The following is a 19,483-nucleotide window of genomic DNA, read 5'->3' on the forward strand; positions in this document are numbered from 1 at the left end:
AAGCCCTAAGGCAGCAGGGAGCGAGGCAGTTGGTCGAAGCTGTAGGCACGCGGCCTGTTGCGTTGCACGAAGCCCCCAACCTGCCAGGCGAACAGCGCGGCAAAGCCGAGGATGAACAGCACGCCGGCGAATTCGCCGATCAAGAGCGCGCGGATCAACAGTCCGGTCATCGCCACGGCCAGCAGCGCCAGGAATGCCAACACCGCCACGTAGGTCTTGACGCCGAGACCGGCGGTAAGCTCGGCGCGGCTGCCGGCCTTCGCCAACCGCGCGTGAAGCTCGACGAGAAAATCGCGAAACCCGCTGTCCTGCGGCGCCATCAGCGCCGCGGTCTGCCAGCTCGTCGACAGGATCGCAATGCGACCGCCTCCGACGCGGCTGATATCGGCGCGAAAGCGGTGCTGCTGCATCGAGACCGGGCGGAACGACAGCCTGATTGCACTGATCTCGTCATAGCGCCAGAGGCCGGAGCGCCCGGCGATGCGCCACGACAATCCCTCGTCGGTCAGCTCGAAGCGATGCGCCGAACCGATCAGCGACGCCTTGTAGGCATAGCTCGTGACCGCCCCGCCATACCCGTCCGACACCTGCATCGCTCAATCCCGTCCGCGATCCGCTTGCGCAATCGCCCTCCGCCATCCTACAAGCGAGGCATGGCTGAGACGATCTATTTTCCGCGCCGCCTGATTCTCGGGGCCGCCGTCATCGCGGGCGTGCTGCTCGCGCTCGCGGTGCACATGCTGGGTGCACGCTACGGGCTCGACCTCGGCGGGCTCTGGCGCGCCGACACGCATGAGTTCATGCCGACCGGTGCTGCGATCGCCTGGTGGCTGATCGCATCTGTCGGATTCTCCGGCGGCTATTTCACGGCGACATTGATGCAAAGCGCCGTCTCCGGCCAAATTCCGCAGAGGATGCGGCAATTCCTGATCGCGGTCGGCGTGCTCCTGCTTGCCGGCGCCGGACAGGCCGCCGCGGCGCCGAGCCCGCTTCCGACCATTTCGGGCGTGCTTGCCGGTCTCGCGGCGCTGTGTCTCGGCGCGGTGATGGCGTTCTGTGGCGCGCATTTCGCGCTACGCCGCGGCTAGCTCCTCAGGCCGACGCGCGCAGCAGCGGCCGTTTCAGCATCATCGCGATATCGGAGGCCGGCCGCGGCTTGCTGAACAGGAAGCCCTGCGCCTGGGTACAGCCTTCCCGCCGAAGCAGCTCCAGCTGCGCGTCATTCTCGACACCCTCCGCCGTGGTGACGATGCCGAGGCTGCGGCCCAGGCCGGTCACGGCGCGGATGATCGCCACCGAATCCTCGCGCGTGGCGAGCTCGGACACGAAAGAACGATCGATCTTGATCTTGTCGAAGGGGAAGCTGCGCAGATAGCTCAGCGAGGAATAGCCGGTGCCGAAATCGTCGAGCGAGATCCGCACGCCCATGGCGCGCAGGTCGTGCAAGGTGGTCAGCGTCGCCTCGCTGTTCTGCAGCAGCACGGATTCGGTGATCTCGAGCTCGAGCCTGTTCGCCGCGAGCCCTGATTTCTCCAGCGCCTCCGTCACGGATGCGATCAGGTTCGGGTTCCGGAACTGCACGGGCGACAGATTGACGGCGACGCCGACGTCGTCAGGCCAGGTCGCGGCATCGGCGCAGGCGCCGTGCAACACGAGTTCACCGAGCTGGACGATAAGGCCGGTCTCCTCGGCAAGCGGAATGAAGCTGACAGGCGAGATCAGGCCGCGCTGCGGATGGTTCCAGCGCAGCAATGCCTCGAACGAGACGACACGATCGCTGGCGACGTCGCGAATCGGCTGGTAATAGGGCTGGAACTCGTCGCGCTGGAGCGCAGCCCGCATATCCATTTCGAGCAGGCGCCGCGCCTGCGCGCGCGCATCCATGCCTGTCTCGAAGAAACGATAGGTGCCGCGGCCGTCGGCCTTGGCGCGGTACAGCGCCAGGTCGGCGTTCTTCAAGAGCTCATCAGGATTGCTGCCGTCCTGCGGCGACAGCGAAATGCCGATCGAGACGCCGATCACGATCTGATGGTCGTCGATCTCGTAAGGCGCGGAGATCACCTCGACGAGGCGGCGGGCAAGCGCCCGCGCGGCAGCCTCTTCGGAGCGACCGATCTGGACCACGGCGAACTCGTCGCCGCCGAGGCGGGCCACGGTGTCGTGCTCGCCGACGGTCGCCTTCAGCCTGCGGCCGACCTCCTTCAGCAGCGCATCGCCGATCGGGTGACCAAGCGAGTCGTTGATGTCCTTGAAATGATCGAGGTCGAGGCAGAGCACCGCGAGCTGGTCGTTCGAACCCGCCCGGCGCAAGCCCTGTTCGAGCTGCTCGTGGAACAGCACGCGGTTCGGCAGGTTGGTCAGCGCATCGTGGCGCGCCATGTGCGAGATCTTGGCCTGCGCCTCCAGCCATTCCGTGATGTCCTCGAAGGTGGCGACCCAGCCGCCACCCTGCATCGGCTGGTTGACGACACGGATCGAGCGGTCGAACCGGCGAACGACGTCCGTCGTCGTGCGCCCCTGCCGGGCATCGGCGACGAGGCGCGCGAAGAATTGCTCGGGATCGCCATTCCACTGCCCTTTCGCCGCTTCCTCGCGGAGAATGTCGCGCAGAACACGGCCGGTGAGCTGCATGTCGGAGCGGCCAAGCATCGCCGCATAGCGTTCGTTGAACAGGATGATCTTGCCTTCCGCATCGAACATGCACAGTCCCTGCGACATGTTCTCGAGCGCGGTGTCGAGCACGACCTGCTGGCGCCCGATCTCGCCCTTGGAGCGACGGTCGAGCACGGCGGCCGCGAGCGCGATAACGATAATGGCGACGGCCGCGCTGGCGGTCAGGATGGACAACGAGGCCGGCGGGATCGAAAGACCGCTGATCGCAAGCGTCGGATCGGGCGTCAACTGCAGTGCGCCCATCGCGGTGAAATGGTGCGAGACGATGGCAACCGTCATCAGGACCGTGGCGGCAAGCGCGTTGGACAGATTATCGCCTCGTCCCGCGACGAACAGGGCACTCGATCCAAAGACGACGCCGAGCAGGATCGATACCGCGACGGTTCCCGCAGTCCAACTGATATGGGCAGGAATCTCGAACGCCATCATTCCGGTGTAATGCATGGCAGCGACACCGCCGCCAACGACAGCCCCGCCAAGCGCGACCAAAGCTCCGCGCCTGGTCGAAACCGAAATGCTGAGACCGATGAAGGTGACCGCGATCGCAAAGATAAGCGAGAGGATCGTCACGGGAATGTTGTAGGCACCACCGGCGCCCGGCCCATAGGCCTGCATCGCGATGAAATGGGTTGCCCAGATGCCGCAGCCAGCGACGACGGCGTCGAGGGTGATCCACACGAGGCGAGCACCGCCGTTCGCCGCACGCGCCCGGTGAAACAGGCTGATTGCCGCCGCGCTCGCGAGCAGGCAGACCGCGCCGCCGAGTGCGACCAGACGCCAATCATGCTGGTCCGTGAGACAAAACAGAACTTGATACATTGCCGGCCCCTATCCTGCCGGGCACTAGAACCAGCAGAAATGGACAGTCGGTAACCGGCCGTGCGCCGGTTACCGGAATGGTGAACGGGGAGTGTGTCTGACCGCTCACATTGGCCGTGCAGGCACCCTCGCGCCCAGGCCGATCACGGCCGCCGCGATCAGAAGGACCGCCGCCGAGATGATGAGCGATTGGTGAAGGCCGCTCATGAAGGCGCCGTCGGAGGTGAGCAGCGAGCCGAACAGCGCGACCCCGAGCACGCTGCCGGTCTGCCGGGTCGCGTTGAGGACCCCGGCTGCGATACCGGAGCGCGCTTTCTCGACACTTCCGAGCAAGGTCGAGGTTAGCGGCGGCACCAAAAGGCCAAGCCCGCCGCTGATCGCGATCATCTGGGCAAAGATCGCCCAATAGCTCGTCCCGGCCTCGATCCAGACCATGCCGAGGCAGCCGAGCGCGGAGATCGAGGCACCGACGACGATGGTCGGGCACGGGCCGATGCGCTCGGCAATGCGCGGCGCCAGCAGATTGACCGGCAGCACCGCGCCCATCATCGGCACGAAGGCAAGTCCGGTCCACCACGCCGACAAGCCGTTGATCCGTTGGAAGTAGAGGCTCAGCACAAAGATCAGGCCGTAGATCGCGATATTGACGAGGAGACCGACGATCGTGGTCAGGGCAAACAGCCGGTGACCGAACAAGGACAGCGGCAGCATCGGCTGCGCCGTGCGGCTCTCGCGCCAGACGAACAGCGCCGCGAGGACGGCCGAGCCTACGAATGCCGCGATCACCGCGGGATGTGCCCATCCAAGCGCACCGGCTTCGATGATCGCACCAGCCAACGACCCGAGCGCACCGATCGCAGTGAGTTGGCCAGGCAGATCGATCTCCCGCGAGCGCGCCCGCGTCGTGTCGGTCGCATATCGCCAGCTCAGCCACAGGCCGGCGAGGCCAATCGGCAGATTGACCAGGAAGATGGCGCGCCAGCCGACCAGCGTGATCAGCGCGCCGCCGACGAAGGGACCTGCAGTCAGCGCCAGGCTTGCGCCGGCGGCCCAGACCGCGACCGCACGTCCGCGCGCACGATCATCCGCATAGGCGTGGTTCAGCAGCGCCAGCGAATTCGGCACCAGGATTGCCGCTGCCAACCCCTGAACCAGCCGTGCACAGATCAGCACAACGGCGTTGGGAGACAGCGCACAAGCCAGCGAGGCCGCGGTGAAGATCGCAAACCCGGCCATGAAGATGCGCTTGGCACCGATCCGGTCGCCGAGTGCGCCGGCGGTCAGGATGAAGGCAGCAAAGGCGATGGTGTAGGCGCTGACCACCCATTGCAACTCGGCGACGCCACCACCGAGCGACTTGCCCATCGCGTCGAGTGCGGTGTTGACGATGGTGACGTCGAGCTGCACCACACCATAGCCGAGGCTCATTGCAGTGAGTGTCAGAGCGGACGATGCTTGCGCACCTCGCCTGCTCCACGCTTTCGGAAAGGAATCCATCTGAAGAAATTCTGCCGACATGATCCACCTCGTGTTTGGAGGGGGAACGCCACCGTTAGGCCTTCGTTGCGTGACAACGCTTCGGTTCTGATCGAAACGTCGCCGCGAAGTCGATTGTAATCAGCCCCGGAAACTCGCGACGCTCTGCCCGCGATGCAGGTCCGCTCGGCGCAGAGGCATGGGAACAACGTCAGATTGCTTCGTGTTGAGCCGCCTGTCTGCTCGTCGAGGCAGCGACAGTCATGGAGCCGACAGTCATGGAGCCGACAGTCATGGCAAGAGTCTCGGTTCCCTCGGTTGCAGGATCACAGTTCGGCAAGACCGCAACCGTCATTGCTGTCTCCTGCCTGATCGGCGCACTGTTCGCCGGCAGCACGGTCGCAACCCCGCTCTACGTCATCTACAAACAACAGCTGGGTTTCTCGCAGATCACGTTGACCCTGATCTACGCCGTCTACGTCGTCGGAAACCTGACGGCACTCATGATCCTACGTCGTCGGAAACCTGACGGCACTCATGATCTTCGGCCGGATGTCCGATCAGGTCGGCCGGCGGCGCTGTCGAGCCGCGCCGCGATGCTGTGGTCGATCGGCCTGATGCTGCCGAGCCTAGCCCTGCTCGTCACCGCACAATTCGCAGAATCACTCGGCGTCATGATCGCGGCGACCGCGATCTGCGGCGTAGCAGCGGGCCTCGGTTATCGCGGCAGCCTTCAGGTGGTGAACCAGATCGCACCGGATGACCGCCGCGCCGAAGTGGTCTCGGCCTATTTCATCTGCTGCTTTCTCGGCAACGCGCTTCCGGTGATCGGTATCGGCGTCCTCGCGACCCTGATCAGCTCGACTGTGGCGAGCCTGGTCTTCGCCGTGACCATTGCGATGTTCGCGCTGGTCGCGCTGGTGTTCGGCCTGAAATACCAGGCCGGCTAGGCGCAGCCGAAAAAAGCGACGCCGTGCGGAATGCACGGCGTCTCCAGGCGGAAGCTATCTCGCTGTTAGCTCGCTGCCCTCAGGTTCACCTTGCTCTCGGCCAGCGATGTCAATTTCTTGTCCGTCGCCTTCTCTTCCTCGAGTGTCTTGGCGAGCACCGCGGCGCAGTCGGTGCGGCCGAGCTGCTTGGCCCAGGCGATCAGGCTGCCATAGCGAACGATCTCGTAATGTTCGGCGGCCTGCGCCGCATTGATCAGGGCCGCATCGAGCACCGCCTTGTCGGCGACGTCGCCCGCGGTTTCATCAGCCTCCTCGATGATGCCGTCGATGGCCGGACAATCGACCGCCTTCAGTTGGGCGCCGTGCATCTTGAATACTTCCTCGAGCCGCGTGACGTGCTGCTTGGTTTCTTCAAGGTGCGTCAAAAAGCCCTGCTTCAGCTGCGGATCCGTCGCCTTATCTGCCATTTTCGGCAGCGCCTTGGTGAGCTGTTGCTCGGCGTAATAGATATCCTGTAGCTGATGCACGAACAGGTCGTTCATGGTCTTGATGTCTTTTGTGAACAGTCCCATCGTTCTGATCCTCGCGGGTCTCGGGAACACGACGGGCACAGGCTTGCACGAAAGCCGCTTGCTTCGCCGTGTTCGGTTGCTGATGGGGCGCTAACCTGTCGACGGCGCCGTCGTTCCAAAGGAAACCCTCAGCCTTTTGCGCCGGAACAATGCTTGCAGCGGGGGGATGTGAAAACCATCTGAACATACCGACGCGCGATCGAAGCCTGACGCTCGACTCATATGCTTAACGTGCGCCCCATGTGAACCAGATATGACAAAACGAGCCGCTTCCGTGCGGATCCCGTCCTTGTCAAGGGCTGCACAAGTCTCTGTTTTTGCCTTAAATGAGCTACATCATGCCTAGCGATCGACGCCCAGTTCGGGCAGTGATCGCAACCGACCGTCCAATGTCTGGCCCGGTCGGCCTTGCCCCCTGCCGGGAGGATGAATGCACGGACTGCTGCCCGCGCTGAAACGCGGCTTCACGAGATGGATCGGCTGGCGACGGCTGGGCATTGCCGCGAGCGTGATGATCATCGCCTTCGCGGTCACCACGCTCGTGCGAACGCTCCATGGGATCGATCGGAACGCCATCCTCACGGGGCTTGCCGATATCCCTCGTGGCAATATCGGCCTGGCTGCGCTCTGCGTGTTCTTGGCGTTCTGTACGCTGACCTTCTACGATTTTTTTGCGCTGCGAACGATAGGCAAGAAACACGTGCCCTATCGCATCGCAGCACTCTCCAGCTTCACGTCCTATTCGATCGGCCACAACATCGGCGCCACCGTGTTCACGGGCGGTGCGATCCGTTTCCGGATTTATTCGGATTACGGGCTGAACGCGATCGACGTCGCAAAAATCTGCTTCCTCTCCGGCCTGACCTTCTGGCTCGGTAACATCTTCGTGCTCTCGATCGGCATGTCGATCCATCCGGATGCAGCTTCCTACATGGATCAGCTGCCATCGTCGATCAATCGTCTGATCGCGATCGGCGGCCTCGCCTCGATCGGCGCCTATCTGGTCTGGCTTTGCATGGGCGAGAAGCGCCGCGAGCTCGGCCAGAAGGGCTGGAAGGTGGTGCTGCCGTCGGCGCCGCTGACGCTGGTGCAGATCCTGATCGGCGTGGTCGACCTCGGATTTTGCGCGTTGGCGATGTACCTGTTGGTTCCGGCCAATCCGCCGATCGACTTCCTGTCCCTCGCCGTGGTGTTCATCCTGGCGACGCTCCTGGGCTTCGCCAGCCATGCCCCCGGCTCGATCGGCGTGTTCGACGCCGCCATGCTGGTGGCGTTGCCCGAATTCGGGCGCGAGCAGCTGCTGGCGACGCTGCTGGTCTTCCGCATCCTCTATTTCGTGATCCCGTTTGGTCTCGCCATCTCCATCATGGGCACCCGCGAGCTCTGGATGAATGTGGTCCGGCCCTGGCAGGAGCGCCGTCGGCTGGCGGAAGCCTGCGCGCAGGCCAATCTGCCCAAGGAGGTGACGCCGATGGAGCGCGAGCGGCTGGTGCGTCAGGCCAGCAAGCGTTAAGGCCGGCCGACGCTTACGTTCCGGGAGCTCTGCAGACAAGAGGTTGCAGGCGGCGCAGCGATCTCTCTTATTTCCGCCTCAACTTTGCCGTTGAAGACGCGGGCCATGATCCCTGTTTCCCTTCGTACTTTTCTTCTAGCCGCCCTGCTGCTGGCCGGGTCCCTCGCCGTTTTGCCGCCCCAACGCGCAGTCGCGCAGGATGCCGGGGCCATGCAGATCAATTGGGAGGTCCGCAACCGCTTCCGCCTGTTCCGCGAGGAGCGCGATTTCCTGTTGCATGTCGAGAATGCGCGTAACCGCAGCATCCTCGCCGCCGAGCAGTCTCTCGAGCTGCAGAGCGAGGGCCGCGGCTGGGCCCGGAACATGGTCAACCGCCTCTGCATCGACCTGCAGGGCCGGGTTAACCAGCCCTGTACCCGCGACAACGTCAAAGAGAACTACCTCACGCCGATCGACCACCCCATCACCGTACGCCTGGCCGGCGCGGTGCCGGTCGGGGCCACTTGCGCCTGGTCGTTCGACGACGGCGACGGGCCGCAGACCTCGACTTTCGACTGCGCCGAGCCGGTCAATCTGCGAGTCCGCTACGGCAAGCAGACGGTCGCGACCGTCGACGTTTCCTCCGGCTCCGATCCGACCCAGCGCATCCAGACCGAGATCCAGGTCCGCGACATCCTTATCGCCGGCCTTGGCGACAGCATCGCCTCCGGCGAAGGCAATCCGGACCGACCGCTGGCGCTATCCGACGAGGGTTTCTGCTTCCGCTCCTATCTCGGGACCGCTGGCACACAATATTACCGGCCGAGCCGCGCCGGCTTCAAGGGCGGCCGCGCCTGCGAGGCACCGGACACGCTCGGCAACTGGCAACGTTTCGGCGCGCTGTGGTTCAACTCGCCCTGCCACCGCTCTCTCTACAGCTATCAGGCCCGCACGGCGCTCGCGCTCGCGGTGCGCTACACCCATATCGCCGTGACCTATCTGCCGCTCGCCTGCACCGGCGCCAGCATCAGCGACGGGCTGCTCGGCTCGCAGCGCGCCCGCGAATGCCCGCCCGGCAAGAGCGGCGTCTGCAACACCAGCGTGAATGCCCAGGTCGCCGAGCTGCGCGAAGCGCTGACCGCGGCGAAGAAGCGGCAGCCGGATCGCAATCTCGATCTCGTGCTGCTCTCGATCGGGGCCAATGACGTCTACTTTTCCGGCCTCGTCGCCGACGTCATCGTCGAGACCGCGACCGAGCGCGCGCTGTTCCGCCGCTCCGGCGTGATGGCGAGCGTCGACGAATCCCGCGACGCGCTACAACGCGAGCTGCCGCAGAATTTCGTCAAGCTGCGCGAGGCGCTGAAACCGCTGGTCGGCGGCGATCTCTCGCACGTGGTCTACGTCTCCTACGCCAACCCGGCCCTTGCCGACGGCGGCGTGCCCTGCCGCGGCGGCCGCGCCGGTTTCGACATCCATCCCGCCTTCAACGCCGACCCACAGCGCCTCGCCCGCGTCTCGACTTTCGTCGACACCGAGTTCCTGCCGCAACTGAAGGGGCTGGCCACCTGCACGCGGGGCGCGCTGTGCCGTGATCCCGAGGCCGACCGTATGACCTTCGTCGATGCGCACCAGTCCGCATTCGCCGATCACGGATTTTGTGCTCACTCCGGCAACGATCCCGAGTTCGACCGCACTTGCTTTGCCGAGAACGGAGAGAGCTTCAACCCTGACATCGTCAGCGCGGCGAGCCAGCCGATGCTGTGCGGCCGCGGCGCGTCGGAGTACCGCGCCTATCTGCCGCGCGCACGCTGGATTCGCGACGCCAACGACAGCTATTTCGCGGCGATGACCTATCCGCAGGGGTTGCCGGCGGCGAGCCAGCCGACCGACATCCACGACGCGACCTGGGGCGTGCTCTCGGCCGTCTATGGCGGCGCCGTGCATCCGAGTGCCGAAGGCCATGCCGCGATGGCGGATGCCACTCTCCCGGCCGCAAGCTCCGTGCTGGGGCTGGACGCCGTGCCGCCCGGCTTCACGCGCAGCCTCTTGGCTCCGCTCCTGCCGGGCGCGCAGAAGTAGGAAACCGGAAACAGCGCACTGTCGCCGCTCGCTGGAATTTGATGGCACTACCGTGAATTGAGTCCATTCCATTCAGGGCAGGTTCAGCCGCACCGCGCATGATATGCCCGCGTCATGGGACGGGACCTATCGTGGATAGCAGAAGCGCATATCGTCGGCTGCAATGGTCGCGCATCGCGGCGCTCGTGGCGTTAGCCACAGGCCTGACACCGAACATCTCGCGTGCCGACGATCTCAATCCGCACGATCTCGCTCTGCTCGATCGGCTGAGCTTCGGTGTCAGCACCTCGAGTGCCGCACACATGCAGGGGATGGGTGCGGAACGCTGGCTGCAGGAGCAATTGCACCCGGCCGGCAACCCTCCCTTGCCCGACGCGGCCAAGGCGCAGATCGAGGCGATGCCCGACGTCCACAGCTTCCCGTTCGACATTGCGGTCGCCTTCGAGCAGCAGTCCAAGAGCGCCAGCCAGGTCATCGACCCCGAGCAGAAGAAAGCCGCGCAGCAGGTGTTCCAGCAGGCGATGAACGATCGCGCCAAGCAGGCGGCGGCGCGCACCATCCTGCGCGCGCTCTACGCGCCCGACCAGCTGCGCGAGCGCATGGTCTGGTTCTGGTTCAATCATTTCAACGTCCACCAGTACAAATCGAATCTGCGCGTGCTGGTCGGCGACTACGTCGATCATGCCCTTCGTCCCAACTCGCTGGGCAAGTTTCACGACCTGCTCGCGGCGACCGTTCGTCATCCCGCGATGCTGCGCTATCTCGACAATGCCGACAACGCGGCGGGCCATCTGAACGAGAACTACGCCCGCGAGATCATGGAGCTGCACACCATGGGCGTCGGCTCCGGCTACACCCAGGCCGACGTGGAAGCGCTGGCGAAGATCCTCACGGGCGTCGGCATCGACATCAAGCCGGAAGACCCGAAGCTCAAGCCGGAATTGCAATCCCAGCTCGTGCGCGAGGGCGCCTTCGAGTTCAACCCGTCCCGTCACGATTACAGCGACAAGGCCTTCCTCGGTCACACCATCAAGGGCCGTGGGCTCGCCGAGGTCGACGAGGCCATTGACATCCTGGTCCACCATCCCGCGACCGCAAATCATGTATCGCGCAAGATCGCGACCTATTTCGTCTCCGACAATCCGCCGGAAGCGCTGGTACAGCGGATGGCGCAGACCTTCAAATCCACTGGCGGCGACATTGCCGCGATACTCGCCACGATGGTCCATTCACCCGAATTCGAGGCCGCGCTGAAGCCGGGCACGCGCTTCAAGGATCCCGTGCAATACGTGCTCTCGGCGGTCCGTCTCGCCTATGACGACCGGGTCATATTGAACACGGCGCCGATCCAGGGCTGGATCAATCGCCTCGGCGAAGGCCTGTTCAACCACGAGACGCCGGACGGCTACCCGCTGACCTCGGCGTCGTGGAACGGCCCCGGTCAGATGATGGTTCGCTTCGAGATCGCACGCCAGATCGGATCCGGATCGTCCGGCCTGTTCAAATCCGACGGGCCGAATCCGGTCGAGTTGCCCGCGTTCCCGCAACTGCAGAACGCGCTCTACTTCAACGGCCTTCGCAACACTCTCGGCCCCGCAACGCTGGCATCGCTCGACAGGGCGATCTCACCGCAGGACTGGAACACGCTGTTCCTGTCGTCACCGGAATTCATGCACTGAGCACGGGAGATTGCCATGAACCGTCGCGAGCTGATCAAGACCTTTGCCGCCCTCGCTCCGCTCACCGTGGCAGGCCGCGTCTGGGCAGCGCCCGCGACCGATGCCCGCATGCTGGTCGTGTTCTTGCGCGGCGCCTATGACGCGGCGAATGTCGTCGTGCCGGTTTCGAGTGATTTCTACCGTGTCTCGCGACCAACGCTCGCCATCGCCAGGCCCGATGTCGGCAACCCCAACGCGGCGCTGGTGCTCGACGCCGATTGGGGACTGCATCCGGCCCTGCGCGACAGCATCTATCCGCTCTGGGCCAGGCGCGAGATCGCCTTCATTCCGTTCGCCGGGACCAGCGACGATCTGACCCGGAGCCATTTCGAGACCCAGGACACGATCGAACTCGGCCAGTCCGCGGGGGGGACGCGCGACTATCGTTCCGGCTTCATGAGCCGGCTCGCAGGCGAGCTGACGCGGGTCAAGCCGATTGCGTTCACCGACCAGCTTCCGCTCATCTTCCGAGGCAAGTCGCAGGTGCCGAACACTGGCATCAGCAACGTCGGCAAGCCCGGCGTCGACGATCGTCAGGCCGATCTGATCAAGAAGATGTACGTCCAGTCCAACCTGGCGGCCTCGGTGTCGGAGGGTTTTCGCGTACGCGACGACGTCTATCGCTCGGTCTCCGAAGAGATGAATGCCGCCAACCGCGGCGCCGTCTCGCCGCGCGGTTTCGAATTATCGGCACGGCGCATCGGCCGATTGATGCGCGAGCAGTTCAATCTTGGTTTCGTCGACGTTGGCGGCTGGGACACGCATGTCAACCAGGGCTCCGCCAACGGCTATCTCGCCGACCGGCTCGGCGAGCTCGGACGCGCCCTCGTCGGCTTCTCCGAGGAGGTCGGGCCGACGGCGTGGCGCGATACGGTGGTGGTCGTCATCTCCGAATTCGGCCGCACCTTCCGGGAAAACGGGGACCGCGGCACCGATCACGGTCATGGCAGCGTCTATTGGGTGCTCGGTGGCGGCATCAACGGCGGCCGCATTCTCGGCGAGCAGGTCAAGGTCGAGCAGCCGCATCTGTTCCAGAACCGCGACTATCCGGTTCTGACCGACTATCGCGCGCTGTTTGCAGATCTGTTCGGCCACGTCTTCGGTCTCGGCAACGACAGCATCCAGCGCATCTTCACCGGCGTGCACCCGACGAACCTGGCATTGGTATAGCCAGCCCGGACGAGACCCATTCGGCGTGCTCGCACCCGGACGGCCACCGGCCTGCCGTTCCATCAATTTAAAAACGGCATCAATCGATACTCCCTTGAACTTGGACACTTTCCCGCGCGCGCCTCTAGGAGTCGCCGTGAGGAAACATTTCAAGGTCCAAGGAGGCGCACGATGAGCGCAGTGGTGTCCGCGACGGACGTGAGGAGGTCTCGCGTCAGGCTGTTCATCGTGACCATGCTGTTCCTGGTCACGACCGTCAATTACGCCGACCGCGCCACGCTCTCGATCGCCGGCTCCGCGCTGTCCAAGGAGCTCCGTCTCGATCCCGTCGCCATGGGCTGGATCTTCTCGGCGTTCGGCTGGTCCTATGTCGTCGCGCAGGTACCAGGCGGCTGGCTGCTCGACCGTTACGGCTCACGCCTCGTCTATGCCTTCAGCATCATCGTCTGGTCCCTGTTCACGATGATGCAGGGCTGGATCGGCTTCCTCAGCGCCGGCGCTGCCGTCGTCGTGCTGTTTGCGCTTCGGCTTCTCGTCGGCGTCGCGGAAGCGCCGTCCTTCCCTGCCAACGCCCGCATTGTCGCGGCCTGGTTTCCCGGCAACGAGCGCGGCACCGCATCGGCCTTCTTCAATTCGGGGCAATATTTCGCCACCGTGATCTTCGCACCGCTGATGGGCTGGATCGCCCATGACTACGGCTGGCGCTACGTGTTCTCAGTGATGGGCGGGCTCGGCATCATCATGGGCCTCGTCTGGATCAAGACCGTCTACGGTCCGAAGGAGCATCCCTCGATCAACGAGGCCGAGTTCGATTACATCAAGGAAGGTGGCGCGCTGGTCGATCTCGATGCGCCCAAGAACGATCTGAAGGACGCGCGTGCGGCGAACTCCGGCCCGAAATGGGACCATATCCGCCAATTGCTCTCCAATCGCATGATGATCGGCGTCTATCTCGGCCAGTACTGCATCAACACGCTGACTTACTTCTTCCTGACCTGGTTTCCGGTGTACCTGGTCAAGGAGCGCGGCCTGTCGATCCTGCAGGCCGGCTTCGTGGCGACACTGCCGGCGCTCTGCGGCTTCATCGGCGGCGTGCTCGGCGGGGTCATTTCCGACGCCATCCTGCGCAAGTCCGGTTCGCTGACCATGGCGCGCAAGATCCCGATCGTCGGAGGAATGCTGCTGTCGATGTCGATCATCGCCTGCAACTATGTCGACGGCCAGGCGCTGGTGGTCGGCTTCATGGCGCTCGCCTTCTTCGGCAAGGGCATCGGCGCGCTCGGCTGGGCTGTGGTCTCCGACACCTCGCCCAAGGAGGCCGGCGGCGTCTCCGGCGGCCTGTTCAACTCCTTCGGCAACCTCTCCTCCATCACCACGCCCATCGTGATCGGCTACATCGTGGCCGCGACCGGCTCGTTCAACGGGGCTCTGGTGTTCGTCGGCATCAACGCGCTGGTGGCTGCGGTCGCCTATCTCGTGGTCGTCGGCAAGATCGAGCGGGTGGTGCTCAAACGCTCCTCCTGAGCGCTCCGAGTCATCGGAGTGGGTCAGGCAACTCAACGGCGGCTCTAAAAGGCCGCCGTCTTTGTTTTGGGGATGATCGATGCTAGAAGTGCTGGGGAAACGCCTTATTCATCTAAGACATGTATCGATGTTCGACCTCAACCAGCTCCGCTGTTTCGTCACGGTGGCGGAAGAACTGCATTTCGGCCGCGCCGCCGCGCGGCTGAACATGACTCAGCCGCCGCTGTCGCGGCAAATCCAGGTGCTCGAGCACATCATCGACGCGCCGCTGCTGGAGCGCACCAGCCGCTCGGTGCGCCTGACCCCGGCCGGCCGCAGCTTCCTCCCCGAGGCCCGCCGCATCCTGAAGCTTGCGGAAAGCGCCTCGCAGGTTGCCCGCCGCATCGCGCTCGGCAAGACCGGCTCGCTCAAGATCGGCTTTACCGCGGCCGCCGCCTACGGCTTCCTGCCCGAACTGGTCGCGGCCTGCCGTGCCAAGCTGCCGGAGGTCGATTTCTCGCTGAAGGAAATGGTCTCCGGCGACCAGTTCGAGGCGCTGACCTCGGGCCAGATCGACGCCGGCCTGCTGCGGCCGCCGATCGCGCGGCCCGAGGTTGCCAGCCGCCGCGTCGTCGCCGAGCCCCTGCTCGCCGCGATCCCGAAGAAGCATCCGCTGGCCAATGCCGACAGCATCACGATCAAGGATTTCGACGGCCAGCCCTTCGTGATGTATTCGCCCTATGAGAGCCGCTATTTCCACGATCTGCTGGTGGCGCTGTTCACCCGCGCCGACATCCTGCCGCGCTACGTCCAGCACCTCAGCCAGATCCACTCGATCCTCGCGATGGTGCGCGCCGGCCTTGGCCTCGCCATCGTGCCGGCCGCCGCCGCCGGGCTGAAAATCTCCGATGTCCGGCTGCGTCCCCTGAAGCTGCGCACCCGCGTTCCGGTCGAGCTCTTCATGGTGTGGCGCCGCGACGACGAGAATCCGCTGCTGTCCGCGCTGGTCAAAATCGCGAGCGAATTGTCCTCCGCGGACGTCATGGAAGATTGATGCTGAATCCGTATCAGTTGATATAGGCTTTGGCTTGGACGCGCATCGAACCGTCTCCTAAACACCAGCGCATGGACGCGCGGATTTCACTTGCGTCCCCGACAACACGAGAGCAGGGAGCAGCGCCCGTGAGCAAGATGACCCCGCAGGAAATGGCCCAGAAGATCGGTTCCGGCCTCCTGTCCTTCCCCGTCACGCCGTTCAAGGCAGACTATTCGTTCGACGAAGCGACCTACCGCGCCAACATGGATTGGCTGTGCGGCTATGACGTTGCAGGCCTGTTCGCCGCCGGCGGCACCGGCGAGTTCTTCTCGCTGACCCCGACCGAAGTGCCCGCCGTCGTCAAGGTCGCCGTCGACGAGACCAAGGGCCGCGTGCCCGTGCTCGCCGGCACCGGCTATGGCACTGCCATCGCCCGCGAGATCGCAATCGGCGCGGAAAAGGCCGGCGCCGACGGCCTGCTGCTGCTGCCGCCTTATCTGACCCATTCCGAGCAGGAAGGCCTTGCCGCCCACGTCGAGGCCGTCTGCGCCTCCGTGAAGATCGGCGTCATCGTCTATAACCGCGACAATGCCATCCTCCAGCCCGACACGCTCGCCCGCCTCGCCGAGCGCTGCCCGAACCTCGTCGGCTACAAGGACGGCATCGGCGACATCGAGCTGATGACGCGCGTTTACACCAAGCTCGGCGACCGCCTCACTTATGTCGGCGGCCTGCCGACCGCCGAGACCTTCGCGCTGCCCTATCTCGACATGGGCGTGACGACGTACTCGTCGGCCGTATTCAACTTCGTGCCTGAGTTCGCCACCAAGTTCTACGCCGCGGTGCGCAGCCGCGATCACGCGACCATCCGCGCCGGCTTGAAGAATTTCATCCTGCCGCTGATCGAGATCCGCAACCGCAAGAAGGGCTATGCGGTCTCGATCATCAAGGCCGGCATGAAGGTGATCGGCCGCGATTCCGGCCCGGTCCGCTCGCCGCTGACCGATCTCACCGAGCAGGAGATGGCGGAACTGGCCGCGCTGGTGAGGAACCTGCCTGCCGCAGGATCGACACAACAGGCCGCAGAATAAATCGAGGATGCAGGGAGGAGCGTGCAATGGCCCAGAGTGAGATCTCCGGGGTGCCGATCCCCGGCGCGCCGGTCGTCACAACGATGCAGGTGATCCCGGTCGCAGGCCGCGACGGCATGCTCCTCAATTTGAGCGGGGCGCATGCACCGTTCTTCACCCGTAACATCGTCATCCTCACCGACAATGCCGGCCACACCGGCGTCGGCGAGGTGCCAGGCGGGCAGAAGATCTGGCAGACGCTGCAGGACGCCAGGGATCTCGTGATCGGCAAGACCGTCGGCGCGATGAACAACATCCTCGCCGACGTCAGGACGACCTTTGCCGACCGGGATGTCGGCGGCCGCGGCAAGCAGACCTTCGATCTGCGCGTGATGATCCACGCCGTCACTGCGATCGAATCCGCCCTGCTCGATCTGCTCGGCCAGCATCTCAATCTGCCGGTCGCAGCGCTCCTCGGCGAAGGCCAGCAGCGCAAGAGCGTCGAGACGCTCGGCTATCTCTTCTTCGTCGGTGACCGGAACAAGTCCAAGCTCGACTACGTCAAGGGCGAGACCGGCAAGCCCGACTGGTTCAACCTTCGCCATCAGGAGGCAATGACGCCGGAGGCGGTGGTACGGCTGGCGGAAGCCACGCAGGACCATTACGGCTTTGCCGATTTCAAGCTCAAGGGCGGCGTGCTCCGCGGCGAGCAGGAGATCGAGGCGGTCACGGCCATCGCCAGGCGCTTCCCCAATGCCCGCGTCACACTGGATCCGAACGGCGCCTGGTCGCTCGATGAGGCCATCGGCCTCTGCAAGAACATGCACGGCATCCTCGCCTATGCCGAGGATCCCTGCGGCGCCGAGGCCGGCTTCTCCGGTCGGGAGATCATGGCCGAGTTCCGCCGCGCCACCGGCCTTCCCACTGCGACCAACATGATCGCGACCGACTGGCGTCAGCTCAGCCATGCGCTGCGGCTCGGTGCGGTGGACATTCCGCTCGCCGACCCCCATTTCTGGACCATGCAAGGCTCAGTGCGCGTTGCCCAGACCTGCCGTGACAACGGCTTGACTTGGGGCTCGCACTCCAACAACCATTTCGACATCTCGCTCGCGATGTTCACCCATGTCGGCGCGGCCGCCCCCGGCAAGGTCACTGCGATCGACACCCACTGGATCTGGCAGGATGGCCAGGCACTGACGAAGGAGCCGCTCCGGATCAAGGGCGGCAGGATCGCGGTCCCGGATCGTCCGGGCCTCGGCATCGAGATCGACCGTGCGGCCATCGAGGCCGCGCATGAACTCTACAAGCAGCATGGACTCGGCGCCCGAGATGATGCCATGGCCATGCAGGACCTGATCCCCGGCTGGACGTTTGACGACAAGCGGCCCTGCCTCGTGCGTTAAATAACTCTGGAGGAAGAGATGACTGCGATCCTGAAAAACTTCATCGGCGGTGAATGGGTCGACGGCTCCGGCGTCACCAAGAACATCAACCCCTCCAACACCAACGACCTCGTCGGCGAATATGCCAAGGCCGACAAGGCGCAGACCGAGAAGGCGATCGCGGCAGCGAAAGCCGCCTTCCCCGCCTGGGCGCAGTCGACGCCGCAAGCGCGCTACGATGCACTGAACAAGATCTCCACCGAAATCCTCGCCCGCAAGGAAGAGCTCGGCCGCCTGCTCGCCCGCGAGGAAGGCAAGACGCTGCCCGAGGGTATCGGCGAGGTCGCCCGCGCCGGCCAGATCTTCGCGTTCTTCGCCGGCGAAGCCCTTCGTCTGATCGGCGAGAAGGGCGCGTCCGTCCGTCCCGGCATCGACGTCGAGCTCACGCGAGAGCCGGTCGGCGTCATCGGCATGATCACGCCCTGGAATTTTCCGATCGCCATCCCGGCCTGGAAGATTGCGCCCGCGCTCTGCTACGGCAACACGGTGGTGTTCAAGCCGGCCGAGTTGGTGCCCGGCTCGGGACACGCGCTCGCCGAGATCATCACCCGCTCAGGCCTTCCGGCCGGCGTGTTCAACCTCGTGGTCGGCTCCGGCTCCGTGGTCGGCCAGACCCTGCTCGATCATCCCGATGTGGCCGCGATCTCCTTCACCGGCTCGGTGCAAACCGGCCGCAAGATCGCGCAGGCCTGCGTGCTCTCCAACCCGATGAAGAAATTCCAGCTGGAGATGGGCGGCAAGAATCCGCTGGTCGTGCTCGATGACGCCGACCTGAAGACCGCTGTCGAAGTCGCCGTCAACGGCGCCTACTTCTCGACCGGTCAGCGCTGCACGGCATCGTCTCGGCTGATCGTCACCGAAGGCATCCATGACCGCTTCGTTGCCGCGGTGGCCGAGCGCCTGAACAGCCTCTCGGTGGACGACGCGCTCAAGGCCGGCGTGCATATCGGCCCCGTGGTCGACCAGAGCCAGCTGGACCAGGACCTGCGCTACATCAAGATCGGTCAGGACGAGGGCGCCAAGCTCGCCTTCGGCGGCGAGCTGCTCAAGCGCGACAACCCCGGCCACTACCTGCAACCGGCGCTGTTCACCGAAGCCAACAACAACATGCGCATCGCGCGCGAGGAGATATTCGGGCCCGTCGCCGCCGTCATCCGCGCCAAGAACTACGAGGAAGCGCTGGCGATCTCCAACGACACCGAGTTCGGCCTCGCCTCCGGCATCTGCACATCAAGCCTGAAATACGCCTCGCACTACAAGCGCAACAGCGAGTCCGGCATGGTGATGGTCAATCTGCCCACCGCCGGCGTCGACTATCACGTGCCGTTCGGCGGCCGGAAGGGCTCGAGCTACGGCGCCCGCGAGCAGGGCTCCTACGCACGCGAGTTCTATACGACGGTGAAGACCGCCTATACCTATCCGGGTTGACGGGCCACGATCGCAGGGTGGGTTGGCGCAGCGGCTGCGCAAAGCGCGGTCC

General features: G+C 64.7%; 15 protein-coding genes. 11 read left to right on the forward strand and 4 right to left on the reverse strand.

What is annotated here, in order from left to right; all coding sequences use genetic code 11:
* Positions 1-5: 5 nt before the first annotated feature.
* A complete protein-coding gene (locus tag ACVIIW_RS33170) occupies positions 6-593 on the reverse strand; it encodes a hypothetical protein (RefSeq protein WP_456704549.1) in 588 nt (195 codons plus the stop codon).
* Positions 594-653: 60 nt separating this feature from the next.
* Between ACVIIW_RS33170 and ACVIIW_RS33175 the strand changes: the two genes are divergently transcribed.
* On the forward strand, positions 654-1,088 hold the full coding sequence (locus ACVIIW_RS33175; RefSeq protein WP_456704550.1) for a hypothetical protein: 435 nt from the start codon (positions 654-656) through the stop codon (positions 1,086-1,088).
* Positions 1,089-1,092: 4 nt separating this feature from the next.
* Here ACVIIW_RS33175 and ACVIIW_RS33180 read toward each other — a convergent pair whose 3' ends face one another.
* Together ACVIIW_RS33180 and ACVIIW_RS33185 are read right to left on the reverse strand one after the other, a co-directional pair.
* Entirely contained in the window at positions 1,093-3,492 is a 2,400-nt protein-coding gene (locus ACVIIW_RS33180) for a bifunctional diguanylate cyclase/phosphodiesterase (protein WP_456704551.1), read from the reverse strand.
* A 105-nt stretch (positions 3,493-3,597) separates the two neighbouring features.
* Positions 3,598-4,989 (reverse strand): MFS transporter, encoded by a 1,392-nt coding sequence (locus ACVIIW_RS33185; protein ID WP_456705330.1) that lies wholly within the window; start codon positions 4,987-4,989, stop codon positions 3,598-3,600.
* Positions 4,990-5,261: 272 nt separating this feature from the next.
* Here ACVIIW_RS33185 and ACVIIW_RS33190 point away from each other — a divergent pair, with 272 nt between their 5' ends.
* Complete coding sequence (locus tag ACVIIW_RS33190) at positions 5,262-5,918, forward strand: MFS transporter (protein ID WP_456704552.1); 657 nt, start codon at positions 5,262-5,264, stop codon at positions 5,916-5,918.
* Positions 5,919-5,983: 65 nt separating this feature from the next.
* Here the strand turns inward: ACVIIW_RS33190 and ACVIIW_RS33195 are convergent, their stop codons facing one another.
* Positions 5,984-6,490, reverse strand: coding sequence for a YciE/YciF ferroxidase family protein (locus ACVIIW_RS33195; RefSeq protein ID WP_456704553.1), 507 nt, complete (start codon positions 6,488-6,490; stop codon positions 5,984-5,986).
* A gap of 430 nt (positions 6,491-6,920) precedes the next feature.
* On the opposite strand from ACVIIW_RS33195, the gene ACVIIW_RS33200 reads away from it, so the two are divergent.
* The 9 genes from ACVIIW_RS33200 (at position 6,921) to ACVIIW_RS33240 (ending at position 19,431) form a co-directional block, all read left to right on the forward strand.
* Positions 6,921-8,003, forward strand: coding sequence for a lysylphosphatidylglycerol synthase transmembrane domain-containing protein (locus ACVIIW_RS33200; RefSeq protein ID WP_456704554.1), 1,083 nt, complete (start codon positions 6,921-6,923; stop codon positions 8,001-8,003).
* Positions 8,004-8,108: 105 nt separating this feature from the next.
* The gene (locus ACVIIW_RS33205; protein ID WP_456704555.1) at positions 8,109-10,061 is read left to right on the forward strand and encodes a hypothetical protein; all 1,953 of its coding nucleotides are present in this window, start codon (positions 8,109-8,111) and stop codon (positions 10,059-10,061) included.
* Between the two features lie 98 nt (positions 10,062-10,159).
* The gene (locus ACVIIW_RS33210) at positions 10,160-11,740 is read left to right on the forward strand and encodes a DUF1800 domain-containing protein (protein ID WP_456704556.1); all 1,581 of its coding nucleotides are present in this window, start codon (positions 10,160-10,162) and stop codon (positions 11,738-11,740) included.
* Positions 11,741-11,755: 15 nt separating this feature from the next.
* Positions 11,756-12,949: a DUF1501 domain-containing protein gene (locus ACVIIW_RS33215; RefSeq protein ID WP_456704557.1), complete on the forward strand. Its 1,194-nt coding sequence runs from the start codon at positions 11,756-11,758 to the stop codon at positions 12,947-12,949.
* A gap of 171 nt (positions 12,950-13,120) precedes the next feature.
* Positions 13,121-14,473, forward strand: a complete 1,353-nt coding sequence (locus ACVIIW_RS33220) for an MFS transporter (protein ID WP_456704558.1) — start codon at positions 13,121-13,123, stop codon at positions 14,471-14,473.
* A 127-nt stretch (positions 14,474-14,600) separates the two neighbouring features.
* Positions 14,601-15,506 carry a LysR substrate-binding domain-containing protein gene (locus ACVIIW_RS33225; RefSeq protein ID WP_456704559.1) on the forward strand — a complete coding sequence of 302 codons (906 nt, stop codon included), beginning with the start codon at positions 14,601-14,603 and terminating at the stop codon, positions 15,504-15,506.
* A gap of 128 nt (positions 15,507-15,634) precedes the next feature.
* On the forward strand, positions 15,635-16,579 hold the full coding sequence (kdgD, locus tag ACVIIW_RS33230; RefSeq protein ID WP_456704560.1) for a 5-dehydro-4-deoxyglucarate dehydratase: 945 nt from the start codon (positions 15,635-15,637) through the stop codon (positions 16,577-16,579).
* Positions 16,580-16,605: 26 nt separating this feature from the next.
* Positions 16,606-17,964 (forward strand): glucarate dehydratase, encoded by a 1,359-nt coding sequence (gene gudD, locus ACVIIW_RS33235; RefSeq protein ID WP_456704561.1) that lies wholly within the window; start codon positions 16,606-16,608, stop codon positions 17,962-17,964.
* Between the two features lie 18 nt (positions 17,965-17,982).
* Positions 17,983-19,431: an aldehyde dehydrogenase family protein gene (locus ACVIIW_RS33240; RefSeq protein WP_456704562.1), complete on the forward strand. Its 1,449-nt coding sequence runs from the start codon at positions 17,983-17,985 to the stop codon at positions 19,429-19,431.
* The last annotated feature ends 52 nt before the right edge of the window (positions 19,432-19,483 follow it).

This window comes from Bradyrhizobium sp. USDA 4449 (assembly GCF_054056275.1).